The organism is Rhodococcus sp. Leaf225 (genome assembly GCF_001426145.1).
GTDB lineage: Bacteria > Actinomycetota > Actinomycetes > Mycobacteriales > Mycobacteriaceae > Rhodococcoides.
In genome coordinates, this window is record NZ_LMRN01000008.1 from 138,127 (window position 1) to 151,080 (window position 12,954).

The window sequence follows — 12,954 nt, forward strand, 5'->3', positions numbered from 1 at the left end:
CGCAGAAGTTCGGTCGTACCCACTCGGCGTGACTCGATCATCGGGCGACGACCGGAACTGGGGCAGCGCCGGCTCACCCCGGCGAGGGGTTTTTGATGGCTCCACCTGCTTGATCCGACGATGTCGGAATCGGCACACTGCAGGTGACCACCTCGCCCCCGGTGCCACCTCCTGCATCCGGACCACGTCGCACCAGTCCTCATCGCGGTGGCCGCGAGGTACCCCGACGCAGACAGGATCCTGACCGTGACCCGAGGAGCGGACCGACGCATCGCACCGATGGCGCCGGAACTGATCGCAGCGTGTTGGACGTCGGCGGGCGATGTCCGCCCTGACGCGCCGCACCCTGTGAGTCCGATTCCGATCGCGGACCGGATCACGGCGGTCTCCGATGCCGGGTTCGCCGGCATGGGGATCGTCGCCGCGGACCTCGCGGCCATTCGCGACGACATCGGACTACCGACTCTGCGGAGCATGCTCGACGATTCGCCGTTGAGGTATGTCGAGATCGAACTGCTGGAACGGTGGTGGATCCCCAGAGGAGAGGACGGAAGCACCCACGACACTCGCGACCTGCTGCTGGAGGCCGCTGAGATCCTGCAGCCGACGCACATCAAGATCGGCTCGGAGAATGCGCCGCCTCGTGACCTGGAACCCGTGGTCGACGCGTTACGCGTGTTGACCCGCGAGGCCGTGGAGCGCGGCACCCGCATTGCCATCGAACCGATGCCGTTCTCGATCATCGCCACCATCCCGGACGGGGCCGACCTCGCCCGCGCCACAGGAGATCCCGCGTGCGGCGTGATCGTCGATGCCTGGCACGTCTTCCGGGCCGGCACCACCCTCGACGAACTGCGATCTTCCCTGACCGGCGACGTCGTGTTCGGTGTGGAACTCGATGACGCCGACGAGCACGTCGTCGGGTCGTTGTTCGACGACACGATGGACAACCGTCGATTGTGCGGTGAGGGAGTGTTCGACCTGAACGGACTGATCAGTGTTCTGCGCGAGGTCGGATACGACGGAACTTGGGGTGTGGAGATCTTGTCCGACGACTTCCGGCGCATGCCACTCGATCTCGCCCTCACCCGAGCGCACGAGAGCGCAGTCGCACTGGTGCATCCCCTGCCATGACGTCGGGTCGGCGAGGTCGATCCACTGTCAAATGATCGTGGGGAGTACACCGCCGTCGGCGCGAATGGCTGAGCCGTTGATGGCCGAGGAGCGAGGACTTGCCAGGAACGTGACCAGGTCGGCAACCTCCTCGGGTTCGATGAAGCGTTCAATGAGTGAACTCGAGCGCACCAGCGACGACGTCAGATCCTCCGGCGGGACGCGCTGGGCGGACGCGATCCCCTCGACCGCTTCGGCGACGCCATCGGAGTAGGTCGCGCCGGCAAGAACGGTGTTCACCGTGACGGCGGTACCTCTGGTGAGTTTGGCCAGCCCATTGCCGAGAGCCAGTGCCGTGGCCTTGGTCGCTCCGTAGTGGACCATGTCGACAGGGACATCGATCGCCGACTCAGTGCCCGTGAAGATGATTCTTCCCCATCCTCTGTCGATCATTCCACCGAGCAGGGCTCGCGAAAGCCGAACTGCGCTCATCACATTGATGTCGAAATAACGCGACCACTGCTCGTCGGTGATCTCGAAGAAGGGCGCGACCTCGAACACGCCGACATTGTTGACCAGAATGTCCACCTGTCCCAGCCTGCCCAGAAGGGCGGATACCTCTTCCATGTCGCACATGTCCGCTGAGATGCCGTCGACACTCGCGCCGGGGACGGCCTTCCGGAGACGGGCCACAGCCCCGCTCACCTTCTCCTCGGTGCGACCGTTGAGGACGACCGATGCGCCTTCGCCTGCGCACGCTGCGGCCACGGCGTACCCGATGCCTCGAGTGGAGCCGCTGACGAAGACTCGTCGTCCGGTGAGGTCCAGGTTCACGGCTACTCCTCCAGTCATTTTGCTTGCCTGAGCAACTTAACAGTAGCGGCAGACACTTTCCTGGGCAATCAATGGGTAGGGTGCGAGTCATGGACGAACCGCTGCATCCCGTCGACTTCACGGCCGACGAGCTCGGGACGTGGTCCTCGTTCGCCACGATGCTCGAGTGGCTTCCGGTTGCTCTCGACGCTCAGCTGCAACGGGATTCGGGTATGAGTCATTTCGAGTACGGACTGCTCTACGCCCTGTCGCGTGCCGAGGGGCGCACAGTGCGCATGAGTACACTGGCAGGCTTCGCCAACAGCACTCTGTCGCGTTTGTCCCGCGCTGTGGCACGGCTGGAGCGCCGCGGGTGGGTGCAGCGTTCCCCCGATCCGATCGATGGCCGGGTCACGACAGCGACCCTGACGCCGAGCGGTCTCGATGTCACGCGGGCTGCCACACCGGCTCACGTGGCCCTGGTCCGGACGCTGGTGTTCGGCTCGCTCACCGGCGGTCAGGCAGAGGAACTCAGGCGCATCAGCTCGCAGATCGCCAGTTCGATCGGTGCCGACGGTCGATGGGTTCCGGGTGGGTGACTCACGGAGATCCGAGCGCCCGTCGGAGAGGTCACGCGGGCCTGGTCGCCACGATCCCACCGGCGACGTCGAGGGTCGTCCCGTGTACGAAGGCAGCCTCGTCGCTCGCGTCGACGCATTCTCGTCCTCGACGAGCCGGTCTCGCTCGCCGCGGCCACGGTCGGCTACGTCAGCGCCGCGCATTTCTCGCGGGACTACCGCGCGGCCTACGAGGTGCCTGCGGCGTCCGATGCCGCGCGCCGACCACGAGCCGACACAGCCACCGGCTCGGGCATTCTCGCCGCGCGGCAGTCAGTCCTCGAGAAGGCTCAGCTCGTCCGTTGCGTGTCGTATCGGACGAGAGCAGCACCGGAAGGAAAGGCGCGGAACTCCCGCAGGACGAGGTGTCGTGGGGGAGTTCCGTCGAACATTCGCCTTCCGTGTCCCCTCGCGAACGGGTGGACGAAGAGCCTGTACTCGTCGACGAGATCTGCGCCGATCAGGGCATGGCAGAGGTCGATACTTCCCGTACAGACGATGTCGGAGCCGTCGAGTGCGGTGATTCGTCCGATCTCCTCGACGAGCGGACCCGACAACACTGTGGTGTTCGCCCACCCCGGATCCTGCAGCGTCGAGGACACCACGTACTTCGCGACGCGGTTCAGATGTTCCGTCACGCCGGTCGTGTCATCGGTTCGAGGTGCCCAGAAATCGCGCATGCCCTCGAACGTCTTCCGTCCCACGAGAAACCCGTCGGATGCGTCGCGCTGAGCGGCCAATGCCCTGTCCATGTCGGGATCGTGACCGGCGCGTGCGAACCAGTCGTCGGTAGCTTCGATCACCCCGTCGACCGTGATGTTCTGGGTCACGACAAGTCGTCGCACGACTCGATCCTTTCTCGCGCGTGCTCAGCCACGGTCGACCGTGTCCCAGAACGCGCAGTGATGTTCGGCGCGGTGGTCGATCAGGTGTACCCCGGAGCCGGTGGCGGCATTGTCGAACTGCATGACAGTGGTCTCGGTGCCGGTGGTGGCCGGCCACTCGGCACCGTCGGCAGGACCGGGTGTGCCGTTGTGGGCGAACGCAGCCCATGCCGCCACCATGGCGTCACCGAGCTCGCGTTGCCCTGGTCCCGTGAGGAGGTTCTCGCCGCCGAGATCGAACAGATACGGCAGGTCGGTGGCGTGCGCCGCGCCCTGCGGCATACCGGACGCCGACACTCCGCTGACATCGGGCGCACTGCGATCGGCGAATTCGTAGCTGTAGACCGGTGTCCCGTCGGCGGCGAGCTCACGGGCGCCACGGGAGGTCGTGCATGCCCAGGCGACGTCGGTGACCAGGGTCGCCCAGGCGACGGGCGCCGACTCGTAGTCCGCCAGCGGATACTGCGCGCCGACGGATGCAGCGTCGGCGGGAAACGAGGCTCGGATGAGGGACTGGTAGTTGTCCGCCGTGACCGCCGCGGGATCGGTCAGGAGCAGACCGCCGATGAAGGAACGGTGCTCGTCCCGGTTGCCGCCGGACAGGACGGGCACGTGAAGCCAGTCTCCGGCCTCGACGGCGAGTGCGGGTTCCTGTGGGAGCAGGCCGGTGCCGTAGGCCAACGGGTTGCCGAACGACGCGGCTTGCCCGAGCAGAGCATCGACGGGTCGTTCTCGCAGGCAACCCATCGGGTCAGGGTCGGTGCACCCGAGTGCAGTGGCGACCGCTACGCCCTGTGATTCACTGTCGGACAACGGGATCAAAGACGATGAGGCGGGTAGTCCGGGGAACAGGGTGCCGGGAGGCCACGCGAGACGGCAGGAACCGGAGGAGAAGATGGCGCGGTCGATCAGTCCTTCGGCGGCCGGTGAGGTGAGCGCCGCGCAGGTGGAGGTTCCACCGGCCGACTCGCCGTAGAGCGTCACCGAATCCGGGTCTCCGCCGAAGGCCGCGGCATTGTCGTTGGCCCAGCGCAGGGCGGCCAGTTGATCGGCGAGACCGAAGTTGCCGGATCCTGCCAGGCCGGGCAGTCCAAGATATCCGAGCATCCCGAGTCGGTAGTTCGCCGAGACGACGATGACGTCACCCTGGTCGGCGAGCTTCTGCGCGTCGTACTGCGAGCCGGCTCCGCTGGTGAATCCGCCACCGTGCCACCACATCAGAACCGGACGGGGCTCGGCGCTCGCGCGTGCTGGGACGGTGACATTCAGAAACAGGCAGTCCTCGTCGGTCGAGGAGACTGCCTGCGCGGTCTCGCCGGTCTGCGGACACGGTGAGCCCGCTTTCGTTGCGTCGAGGACCTCGTCGGTGTCGGGCATCGGCTCGGGGAGGGTCCATCGGCGGTCACCGGTGGGGGGTTGTGCATACCGCACGCCGAGAAACTGGTGCGTGTTCCCGACTGCGACTCCCTGCAAGGTTCCGGTCGTGCTGTCCACCACCGGGTTCGACTCGGTGTCCGGTTCGATCCCCGTCGAGGTGCACGCGGACACCATCAGAGTGGTGGCTGCGACGACGGCAGCGAGTGCGCGCCTCACGGGAGCGCCCGCGTTGCGGCGTCGAGGGTGTTCACGAGTTCGTCCGCGAGAACACCGGGGTCGGCTCCTGCTGCGGTGAGCCCGACCGCGGTGTCGAGAACGGCGCGGATGGTCAACGCCATGAGTGTCACATCGAAATCACGCATCTCGCCGGACACCTGACCTCGTCGGAGAAGATCGGCGACGGACATCATCTCGGTCGCGTGCTCGGGTCGCTCGTCCCGTCGCAGGCTGTCCTCGGTGCGGCTGGTGTAGATCGCCGTGAGAGCTCGAAGGTGGATCGGGTAGCGGGCGTAGAAGGCGATGCTTCCCCGGACGAACGATGCCAGCCCGCGTCGTGGGGACGGGGCGGACTCGGTGTCGGGCTGCACTTCGCGGCGGCCCAGGTCGTAGATCTCGTCGACCGCGGCCTCGAACAGTTCTCGTCGCCCGCCGGGAAAGTGGTAGTTCACCACCCCACGGCTGACACCGGCGTGTTCGGCGATGCGTGAGAGTGATGCTCCTTCCACGCCCAGGTCGGCGAGAGAACGAATGGCAGCCTCGACGAGCTGTGCGCGTCGTGCCGTGCGAAGGAACGTGCGAGTCATGGTTCAGAATCTAGCAAGCATGACCATAATCTGACAGTGCTGTCAGAAAATTTGAGGGTCGAGGTGCCTGCACGTCAGGCGGGCCCGCGAAGCTTCCCCCGTACGACGATGACTCCGACCAGGATCACCAGTGCCGCGACGACGAGCGCAGACGGTCCGCCCCGAGGTAGCGAGGTCAGAACCGGTGCGGCTGCGAACAGCGCGAGACCGAGCGGGGGCAGTGTCATCAGTCCCACCCCCGTCCCGTACCAGAGGCCTTGTCGCTTGTCCCAGTCCGGTCTGGCCTGCACGGCTTCCTCGAAGCGGACGATCGCGATTCCGAGTGGCGTAGCGACGAGCAGCCACACCAGCGGCGACGTCGGTAGTCCCGGTCGACCGAGAAGTGCATCCGTGACCAGAGTGGCACCGAGATAGGCCGGCAGGAACATACTCACCGCCAGAACGACTCCGAGCGTGACATCTGATGGCTCGTCACTTGATGGCGACCCGACAGACGAGGTCGGGTCGGGACTCATGACTCGAGCGTATCGACACCGAGGAGATCGAGGGCGGTGTGCCGCCACCGCGCCGTGCACTGTTGTCAGGACCCAGCGCGGACACATCAGAGTTCTGCGCGAGTGGACCGTTCACCGCGATCCGATCGCCGAGCGTGGTCTGTCGCGCGACGATCGGCGGTCATTCCCCGGTGTCCCCGTCGATGCACTGGCGGAGGAGATCTGCGTGTCCGTTGTGTCGGGCGTACTCCTCGATCAGGTGCAGGTGAATCCAGCGCAGCGAGACCTGCAGGCCATCGACCGTGCCGATCGACAACGCTTCCAGGTCGGTGTTCGCGGCGAGGGCCCGACTCTCCTGGACGGCCCTGTCGTAGGCGGCGAACACCTCCGCGACAGGTGTCGAGTCGAGGCTGTCGAAGTCTCCGTCGGGCTCGGCGTCCGAGTAGTACAGAGGTGGGCGTTCACGGCCGGCGAGCCGTCTGGCGTACCAACTACGTTCGACTTCTGTCAGGTGTCTCACCAAGCCGAGAAGGGACAGAGTGGACGGCGGTATCGACCGCACTGTCAACTGCGTGTCGGTGAGACCGTGGCACTTCCACAGCAGAGTTGCTCGGTGGTAGTCCAACCACGATTCGAGCATGGTCACTTCGTCCGCGACGAACGGCGGTTCCACGCGGTTCACAGGGTCGGTCATGGTCGAACTGTATGTTCGGACACCGACAAGTGGGTTCGACCGACTGGACGCCGCGGATCCAGGTGAGCTGCGCGGGTGGGTCATCCAGAGCGTTCAGTCAGTGGAAAGCGGACTCCGGGTGCTGACGCGCCGTCGAGGACCACGTCGCGCGGACGGTGGTCCCCGTGCCCGAGTGATCCACTGTCGACGAGGTGCTCAGTGCCGTGATGAGCGGCAGACCATTACCGCGAAGAGCGTTGTGCACAGGTAGTTTCCACCGTCCGAGATCAGCGACGGTGACGTCCAGCGCGCCGAGGTCGACCGAGTAGGTGGCGCTGATCTGCATCGTGCCGACACCGTCCGTGTCGAGGTACGCGTGGTCGACGACATTGGCCATCGCTTCGTACACCGCCAGCACCACATCCGCTCTGCGGGCGTCGTCGAACGGCAGGATACGGAGCCAGGCGGCCAATGCTCTGCGTACGGCGCCGATGCACAGGGCGTCAGCGGGGACATCGGACATGACGAGGCCCGGGTTCCGGACGCTCGGACCGAGAGTGCTGTCTGCGACACCGTCATGGGTCGCGTCCAGCACGCCCGCCGTGCGACCGTTCAGGACGACACCGCGGCGAGGGCCGCGTCGAGGTCGGGGTGGAGCGAGAGCATCTCGTCCATTCCGACGAGCGTGAGTGGACGGGTGGTCGCGGGCCCGTTCGACACGACAGCGAGCGCGACGAGTGCGCCGAGTCGGCGGTGCGTGTCGATGAGGGCCGTCATGCCGGTGGAAGAGAGAAAATCGACCTCGGTCAGGTCGATGATCACCGCGGAGGGCGCGTCGTCAGACAGTGCTCGGTCGAGACCTGCCGTCAACATGGGCGTGGACTCGAGGTCCAGATCGCCGCGGACCGACACGATGAGTACAGACCCGTTGCAGGCGGCGGTGACCTGGACGGACCGTCGGTCGACGTCCTGTTCGCGTGCGCGATCAAGGGTCACAGCGGTACCGCCACGACCGAGGTGACCGTGCGTTCCGCAAGCACCGACACACGCACGTTCTCTCGTTGCGATTGCTCGACCAGAGCGGCGAAGGCCGCGTCCGCGGTGATACCCCGAACTGCCATGACGATGCCCTTCGCCTGTTCGATGCAGGCCCGGGTCTCCATCGCTCTGCGGAGATTGCCTGACTCTTCCCGAGCGTCCGCGGTGTGCCGCGATTCCCACACCGCGACCTCCACGGCGGTCACGAGCACCGTGACCAGCACCTCGTCGATGTCGCTGAAGCCGTGATCGCCGAAGCTGTAGATGTTCAGCGATCCCGCATGTTCGGAATCGACGTCCAGGGGTGCGGACAGGAAGCTGCGAACACCGGCCTCGGAGGCTGCAGCGGCGAAGAGCGGCCATCGCGCCGCAGCATCCTCGACGTGCACGCACACGATGCGCCCGGTCCGGGCGGCTTCGAGGCAGGGCCCCTCGTTCACGCGGTACTGATCGGCATCGATGTCGCTGACTCGGGAATCCGACCGCGCCGCGGTCTCAGGGTTCGCCGCGTCGTGATGCAGGAGGGTCACCCCGGCCATGTCCGCTCCGGGGATCGCGGCGACCGCCTGTTCGCACAAGCCCTGGAGGATGATCTCGAACCGACTGTGCGACAGCAGGAGTCCACGAAAGGCGTCCAATGCGTCGAAGGTTTCCGCGGCGAAGTACTGCATCGTGATCGCCGTGCGGACACCACTGGCCGTGCGGGACGACAACGCTCCCGCGATCTCGTCGTCGAAGGCGTTCGCGGCGGCCAGTGCTGCCGCCGTGCTGTGATCGTCCGGGGGCAGGCCGGGCGTGACCGAATCCGTCATGCGGAGTCCTCTGTGGTGCAGTCATGACACCTGTCGACGTGCGCGGAGGACGCTGCGCGGTGATGACTTCACCGGATGCGCCCAACCGTACGCCGCGGGTCGACCCCACACACGGTATGTCGCAACGCGCGACCACCGGACGTCCGGTCGATGCTCGTCCTACGCAGACCGACTAGTGACGTGTGGGTGCGCAAGAGGTGACACGGGGCAGGAATGCGCGGTCACGACCACGGGACAGTGCGGCCGGGTTGTGAGACCGCCAGACAATGGTTCGGCCGCGCTCTCGGTGGAAGGCCCGAATCTAAAATTCATGCATGGAGCACCCAGAAGTTCGTCGAAACGGCCTGTCATGACTGCCACAGTGGAGCAGAAAGGCTCTGTCTCCGTCGAGATCGACGGTGCGGTCGCATGGGCCGTGATCAGCAATCCGACCCGCCGCAACGCATTGAGCGCAGCGATGATGCGCGATCTGCACGCGCGACTGCAAGAGCTGGACAAACGCCCCGACATCCGCGCCATCGTGCTGCGCGGGGAAGGTTCGGAGGCATTCGTCTCCGGAGCCGACATCTCGGAGTTCGAATCGCAGCACGGCTCCACCGATGCCAAGCAGGCCGCCGACGACGCCATTGCCGCGTTGTTCTTCGGACTCGCCGCCATGCACACGCCGACCATCGCGATGGTGCACGGCTTCTGCATGGGCGCCGGCGTCGCCGTCGCGCTCACCGCGGACATCCGCATCGCCGATGAGGCGTGCGCGTTCGCGATTCCCGCCGCACGTCTGGGAATCGCATACCCGGTTCCGCCGACGCGCGTGCTGCAACGCATGGTCGGCTCCGGTCACGCCGCCGAGATGCTGTACACCGGCGGTCGCGTCACGGCAGAGACCGCTCTCTCCATCGGTCTCGTGAATCGGGTGGTCCCGAAAGACCAGTTGCACGAGGCCGTGCGCACACTCGCAACGACCATCGCGGCCAATTCACCCATGTCGGTGCGGGCTGCGAAGGTGGCCCTCGCCAGCGACCTCTACCCGGAGATGCTCTCCGAGGCCGAGGCTTTCGTGGCCATGTGCGCCGGCTCGGACGATGCCGTGGAAGGTGGGCGCGCCTTCATGGAGAAGCGGCGACCCAAGTTCACAGGCGTCGTGTCCTGACGCAGTCCTGCAACCAACGACGATTCCCTCGGGTGCGCCCGGAAGCGGGACGACGGTGCCGATCGGATCCTGCGCTGCGGGCGCCCGAGCCGGTTCGGCGGCGGGTGTCTGCGTCGGCCCGGGTGCAGTGTCGTCGGTGGAACAGCCGGCGACGAGAGCCAGTACCGACAGGGCGACGACGATGCGTTTCACGGTGAACCACCGAGCTTCTGTAGTGCATCCAGGCACGTTCGTCGTAGTCGTACCCAGCACGTTCACGCGGGAAGCCCGAGTCGAGCTCCCACGAGCACAGCCGAGCTGGAGTCTGTCGGAATCGGTGCACGGAGCCGGGCTGATAGCGTCGATCGTCTCCACGCTTCATCGCACGAGGGGAACGACGAGACGATGACGGGCACACTCACCTGGCACGACGACGTCAGTCCGCAGGCACGCGTTCTGTCGGCGGCGATGAAGGCGGTCCTCAAGCCGACCCTGAGTATGTGGCCGCTCACCGACGGCGGCATCAAGGCCATCGGGCACCTCGATCGCGTCGTCGACCGACTGCCGAAGCCGCCTCGCGTCACCATCGACCAGGTGGTTCTCGGTGGTGTGCCCTGCGAGAAGACGACACATGCTCGGACGGCCACCGGCTCTCTGGCCGGTGCGACGGTTCTCTACTTTCACGGCGGCGGCTTCGTCTTCTGCGGACTGGCGACCCACCGCGGTGCGTGTGCCATGATCGCCGCCCGTGCGGGTGTTCCGGTGTACTCCGTGGAGTACCGGCAGATTCCGTACGGCGGCATCGGTACGTCGATCTTCGATGCCATGGCCGCCTACCGCGCCGCGTCGGCGACGGTGGCCGATCCGTCGAAGATCATCGTGGCGGGAGACTCGGCCGGCGGTTACCTCGCGATGAAGGTCGCCGAACTGGCTGCGCTGGAAGGGTTGACACCACCCGCGGCCGTTCTGGGATTCTCGCCGTTGCTCAATCTGGACCTGAGGAGCCATTCCCGTGCGTTCATGAAGCGGGACGCGTATCTGCCGATGAAACAGGTTCTCGCGCTGGAGGATCGTTGGATGAACGGGCCGGATTCCATCCCGGGCGCAGCGTCTCCGATCGATGCCGATCCATCGGTGTTTCCGCCGGTGTTCCTGTCCTCGGCGCAGTACGAGTTGATGCGCCCGGACGTGGAGGCGATGACGCGCAAGCTCGAGGACGCCGGCCGGATCGTCGAGACCCATGTGTGGCGCGGTCAGGTGCACGCATTTCCCGTGTTGGCAGGCGTACTTCCGGAAGGCCGCGAGACGCTGCGGAGCGCGGTGGACTTCGCTGCGCGCCACCTCTGAGCCGTTCAGACGATTCCACCCGAGCTGGTCGTCGCTCCCGCGTGGTGCACGCGCACGGCTCGGTTGTCGAATGTCCCGACCCATTGCACGGATACTGTCCACACTCCACATCGGCGGTGCCCGTCTCGGACCGATACTTGTCCCGTGACCGACATCGATGTCTCCGCACTGCTTCGCTACAGCAGGACCGGCCGGGGAGCGCCCATGCTCCTGATTCACGGGATCGGGCATCGACATCAGATGTGGGACCCCGTGATTCCGGCACTGGCAGATCACTTCGATACCGTCGCGATCGATCTCCCGGGCTTCGGAGAGAGCGATCCCCTCGGCGACGGTGACGCACCCACGCCGGCGCGACTGGCGGACCGGGTGGAGCTGGTGATGGACGAACTGGGCTGGGACAGTGCGCACCTCGTGGGCAATTCGCTCGGCGGGTGGCTCTCGTTGGAGCTCGCGCGCCGTGGCCGGGCGACGTCCGTGTGTGCACTCATGCCCGCCGGGCTGTGGCGCTCGACGGGCGGCACAGCCCGTGTGCGTCGGCAGGTGCTCTTCTCCGTGTGGGTGCACGGGTCTCGCGTTCCGGGTGCGGGGTTCCTTCTGCGCCGGCCACTGTCGCGGACCGTCGCCTTGTTCGGGCTGTTCGGCCGTCCGTGGCGCATCCCGTCGGTGGTGGCAGCCGACGATGCACGCAACCTCGCCACGTGCGACTTCGACCGCACGATGTCGGCCCTCGAGGGCACCCGCTTCGGCGGCGGAGCCGACATCGATGTCCCGATCACCGTGGTCTACGGGGGCAGAGACCCGCTCATCCGTGCAGCGGAGACGGACCTCGACGGGCTGCCGTCCCTCGCCGCCGTCATCGTCCACGAGCATCTGGGGCACGTTCCCACGTGGGACGATCCTGATCTCGTGGCAGCTGTGATCAGGGGCTCGACCACGGCGTCGTGAGCACACGTGGGATCGCCACGCTTTCGGTAGACGCTCACGCCCGCGACGCCAGGTAGTCGTCCACCGTCGTCGGGGCGCGGGGGTCGTCCCCCGCCGCGGCGACGCGTCCTGCAGAGAATGCATGGTGCATCTCGACCTGCAATCTCGCTGCATCGTCGGAGAATCCGACCTGGAGTAGCTGGGTCATCGTCTCCTCGTCGGGAAGCTGCTGGTAGGGGAGATGGCCGATGCCCTGTGCTCGGCCGACCGCGGCGGCGAGGTCCGTCAGGGTGAGATCGACTGCGGTCCTGATCTCGCGGACAGTGGTGCCCTGGTGCTCGGGTTCCTCGACTGCCGCGGCCGCGGCGGCACCGACGTCGCCGGCCGCCACCATCGGCAGGGGCACGTCGGGGGCGATGGAGTCCTGCAGTGCCCCGATGTGGCGGAGGTGGGGCAGGACGGGTTCGAGGTTGTCGAAGAAGTAGCCGGGTCGGAGAAGGACGAGATCGGTCTCGAGGGCGGTGAGTCGCTGCTCCTGCGCGTGCAGTGCGGTGAGAAATCCGGTCCCGTGCTCGAGTTCGGCGCCCAGGGAACTGAGTGCGACGACGCGTGGCACCCGTGCTCGTCGGAGTGCGTCGGTGATGGAGGACCCGATGTCGTTCATGTGTGCTCGCACGTCTGCTGCTGTGGGGTCGAACGGGACGAGGACGTAGGCCGCGTCCACGCCGGTGAACGCGGTGGTGAGGAAGTCGGTGTCGGTCAGGTCGCCCGTGTGCGTGGTGGCAGCCGGGTGTGGGTGGGGCCGTGCGGTGCGCGCGATACGGCGTACTTTCCATCCGCGGTCGAGGAGCGTGTCGGTGAGGCGTCGTCCGGTTCGGCCGGTGGCGCCGAGAACAGTGATGGTTCGTTGTGTGGTCACGATGGTCA

15 protein-coding genes are annotated in these 12,954 nt (G+C 66.4%); 5 read left to right on the forward strand and 10 right to left on the reverse strand.

Annotation, left to right across the window (positions count from 1 at the left end; translation table 11 throughout):
- Positions 1-246: 246 nt before the first annotated feature.
- Complete coding sequence (locus ASG69_RS04080) at positions 247-1,134, forward strand: sugar phosphate isomerase/epimerase family protein (protein ID WP_235578846.1); 888 nt, start codon at positions 247-249, stop codon at positions 1,132-1,134.
- 27 nt (positions 1,135-1,161) lie between these two features.
- Here the strand turns inward: ASG69_RS04080 and ASG69_RS04085 are convergent, their stop codons facing one another.
- Positions 1,162-1,947, reverse strand: a complete 786-nt coding sequence (locus ASG69_RS04085) for an SDR family NAD(P)-dependent oxidoreductase (RefSeq protein WP_235578847.1) — start codon at positions 1,945-1,947, stop codon at positions 1,162-1,164.
- 89 nt (positions 1,948-2,036) lie between these two features.
- Here ASG69_RS04085 and ASG69_RS04090 point away from each other — a divergent pair, with 89 nt between their 5' ends.
- On the forward strand, positions 2,037-2,525 hold the full coding sequence (locus ASG69_RS04090) for a MarR family winged helix-turn-helix transcriptional regulator (RefSeq protein WP_056449297.1): 489 nt from the start codon (positions 2,037-2,039) through the stop codon (positions 2,523-2,525).
- Between the two features lie 308 nt (positions 2,526-2,833).
- Here ASG69_RS04090 and ASG69_RS04095 read toward each other — a convergent pair whose 3' ends face one another.
- The 8 genes from ASG69_RS04095 to ASG69_RS04130 form a co-directional block, all read right to left on the reverse strand.
- Positions 2,834-3,373: a dihydrofolate reductase family protein gene (locus ASG69_RS04095; RefSeq protein WP_321163731.1), complete on the reverse strand. Its 540-nt coding sequence runs from the start codon at positions 3,371-3,373 to the stop codon at positions 2,834-2,836.
- A 39-nt stretch (positions 3,374-3,412) separates the two neighbouring features.
- A complete protein-coding gene (locus tag ASG69_RS04100) occupies positions 3,413-5,020 on the reverse strand; it encodes a carboxylesterase/lipase family protein (protein WP_056449302.1) in 1,608 nt (535 codons plus the stop codon).
- Entirely contained in the window at positions 5,017-5,607 is a 591-nt protein-coding gene (locus tag ASG69_RS04105; protein ID WP_056449305.1) for a TetR/AcrR family transcriptional regulator, read from the reverse strand. Before ASG69_RS04105 ends, ASG69_RS04100 begins: the two co-directional genes overlap by 4 nt.
- Before the next feature lie 74 nt (positions 5,608-5,681).
- Positions 5,682-6,041: a hypothetical protein gene (locus ASG69_RS04110; RefSeq protein WP_156380429.1), complete on the reverse strand. Its 360-nt coding sequence runs from the start codon at positions 6,039-6,041 to the stop codon at positions 5,682-5,684.
- Between the two features lie 241 nt (positions 6,042-6,282).
- A complete protein-coding gene (locus ASG69_RS04115; protein ID WP_056449311.1) occupies positions 6,283-6,795 on the reverse strand; it encodes a DinB family protein in 513 nt (170 codons plus the stop codon).
- Positions 6,796-6,892: 97 nt separating this feature from the next.
- Positions 6,893-7,369, reverse strand: a complete 477-nt coding sequence (locus ASG69_RS04120; RefSeq protein WP_056449314.1) for an ATP-binding protein — start codon at positions 7,367-7,369, stop codon at positions 6,893-6,895.
- A 17-nt stretch (positions 7,370-7,386) separates the two neighbouring features.
- Positions 7,387-7,770 carry an STAS domain-containing protein gene (locus tag ASG69_RS22725; RefSeq protein WP_056449317.1) on the reverse strand — a complete coding sequence of 128 codons (384 nt, stop codon included), beginning with the start codon at positions 7,768-7,770 and terminating at the stop codon, positions 7,387-7,389.
- Positions 7,767-8,624: a GAF and ANTAR domain-containing protein gene (locus tag ASG69_RS04130; protein ID WP_082544726.1), complete on the reverse strand. Its 858-nt coding sequence runs from the start codon at positions 8,622-8,624 to the stop codon at positions 7,767-7,769. Before ASG69_RS04130 ends, ASG69_RS22725 begins: the two co-directional genes overlap by 4 nt.
- 349 nt (positions 8,625-8,973) lie before the next feature.
- Between ASG69_RS04130 and ASG69_RS04135 the strand changes: the two genes are divergently transcribed.
- The 3 genes from ASG69_RS04135 to ASG69_RS04145 all read left to right on the forward strand — a co-directional run bounded on the left by ASG69_RS04135 (position 8,974) and on the right by ASG69_RS04145 (position 12,048).
- Complete coding sequence (locus tag ASG69_RS04135; RefSeq protein ID WP_056449321.1) at positions 8,974-9,774, forward strand: enoyl-CoA hydratase-related protein; 801 nt, start codon at positions 8,974-8,976, stop codon at positions 9,772-9,774.
- Between the two features lie 384 nt (positions 9,775-10,158).
- A complete protein-coding gene (locus ASG69_RS04140; RefSeq protein WP_056449327.1) occupies positions 10,159-11,100 on the forward strand; it encodes an alpha/beta hydrolase in 942 nt (313 codons plus the stop codon).
- A gap of 144 nt (positions 11,101-11,244) precedes the next feature.
- Positions 11,245-12,048 carry an alpha/beta fold hydrolase gene (locus ASG69_RS04145; RefSeq protein WP_056449329.1) on the forward strand — a complete coding sequence of 268 codons (804 nt, stop codon included), beginning with the start codon at positions 11,245-11,247 and terminating at the stop codon, positions 12,046-12,048.
- A gap of 34 nt (positions 12,049-12,082) precedes the next feature.
- Here ASG69_RS04145 and ASG69_RS04150 read toward each other — a convergent pair whose 3' ends face one another.
- Positions 12,083-12,946: an NmrA family NAD(P)-binding protein gene (locus ASG69_RS04150; RefSeq protein WP_162246798.1), complete on the reverse strand. Its 864-nt coding sequence runs from the start codon at positions 12,944-12,946 to the stop codon at positions 12,083-12,085.
- Positions 12,947-12,954: the final 8 nt, after the last annotated feature.

Coding starts and splice junctions, on each gene's coding strand:
- ASG69_RS04090 (WP_056449297.1), top strand. CDS start 2,037: ATGGACGAACCGCTGCATCCCGTCGACTTCACGGCCGACGAGCTCGGG.
- ASG69_RS04105 (WP_056449305.1), bottom strand. CDS start 5,607: ATGACTCGCACGTTCCTTCGCACGGCACGACGCGCACAGCTCGTCGAG.
- ASG69_RS04115 (WP_056449311.1), bottom strand. CDS start 6,795: ATGACCGACCCTGTGAACCGCGTGGAACCGCCGTTCGTCGCGGACGAA.
- ASG69_RS04130 (WP_082544726.1), bottom strand. CDS start 8,624: ATGACGGATTCGGTCACGCCCGGCCTGCCCCCGGACGATCACAGCACG.
- ASG69_RS04135 (WP_056449321.1), top strand. CDS start 8,974: ATGACTGCCACAGTGGAGCAGAAAGGCTCTGTCTCCGTCGAGATCGAC.
- ASG69_RS04140 (WP_056449327.1), top strand. CDS start 10,159: ATGACGGGCACACTCACCTGGCACGACGACGTCAGTCCGCAGGCACGC.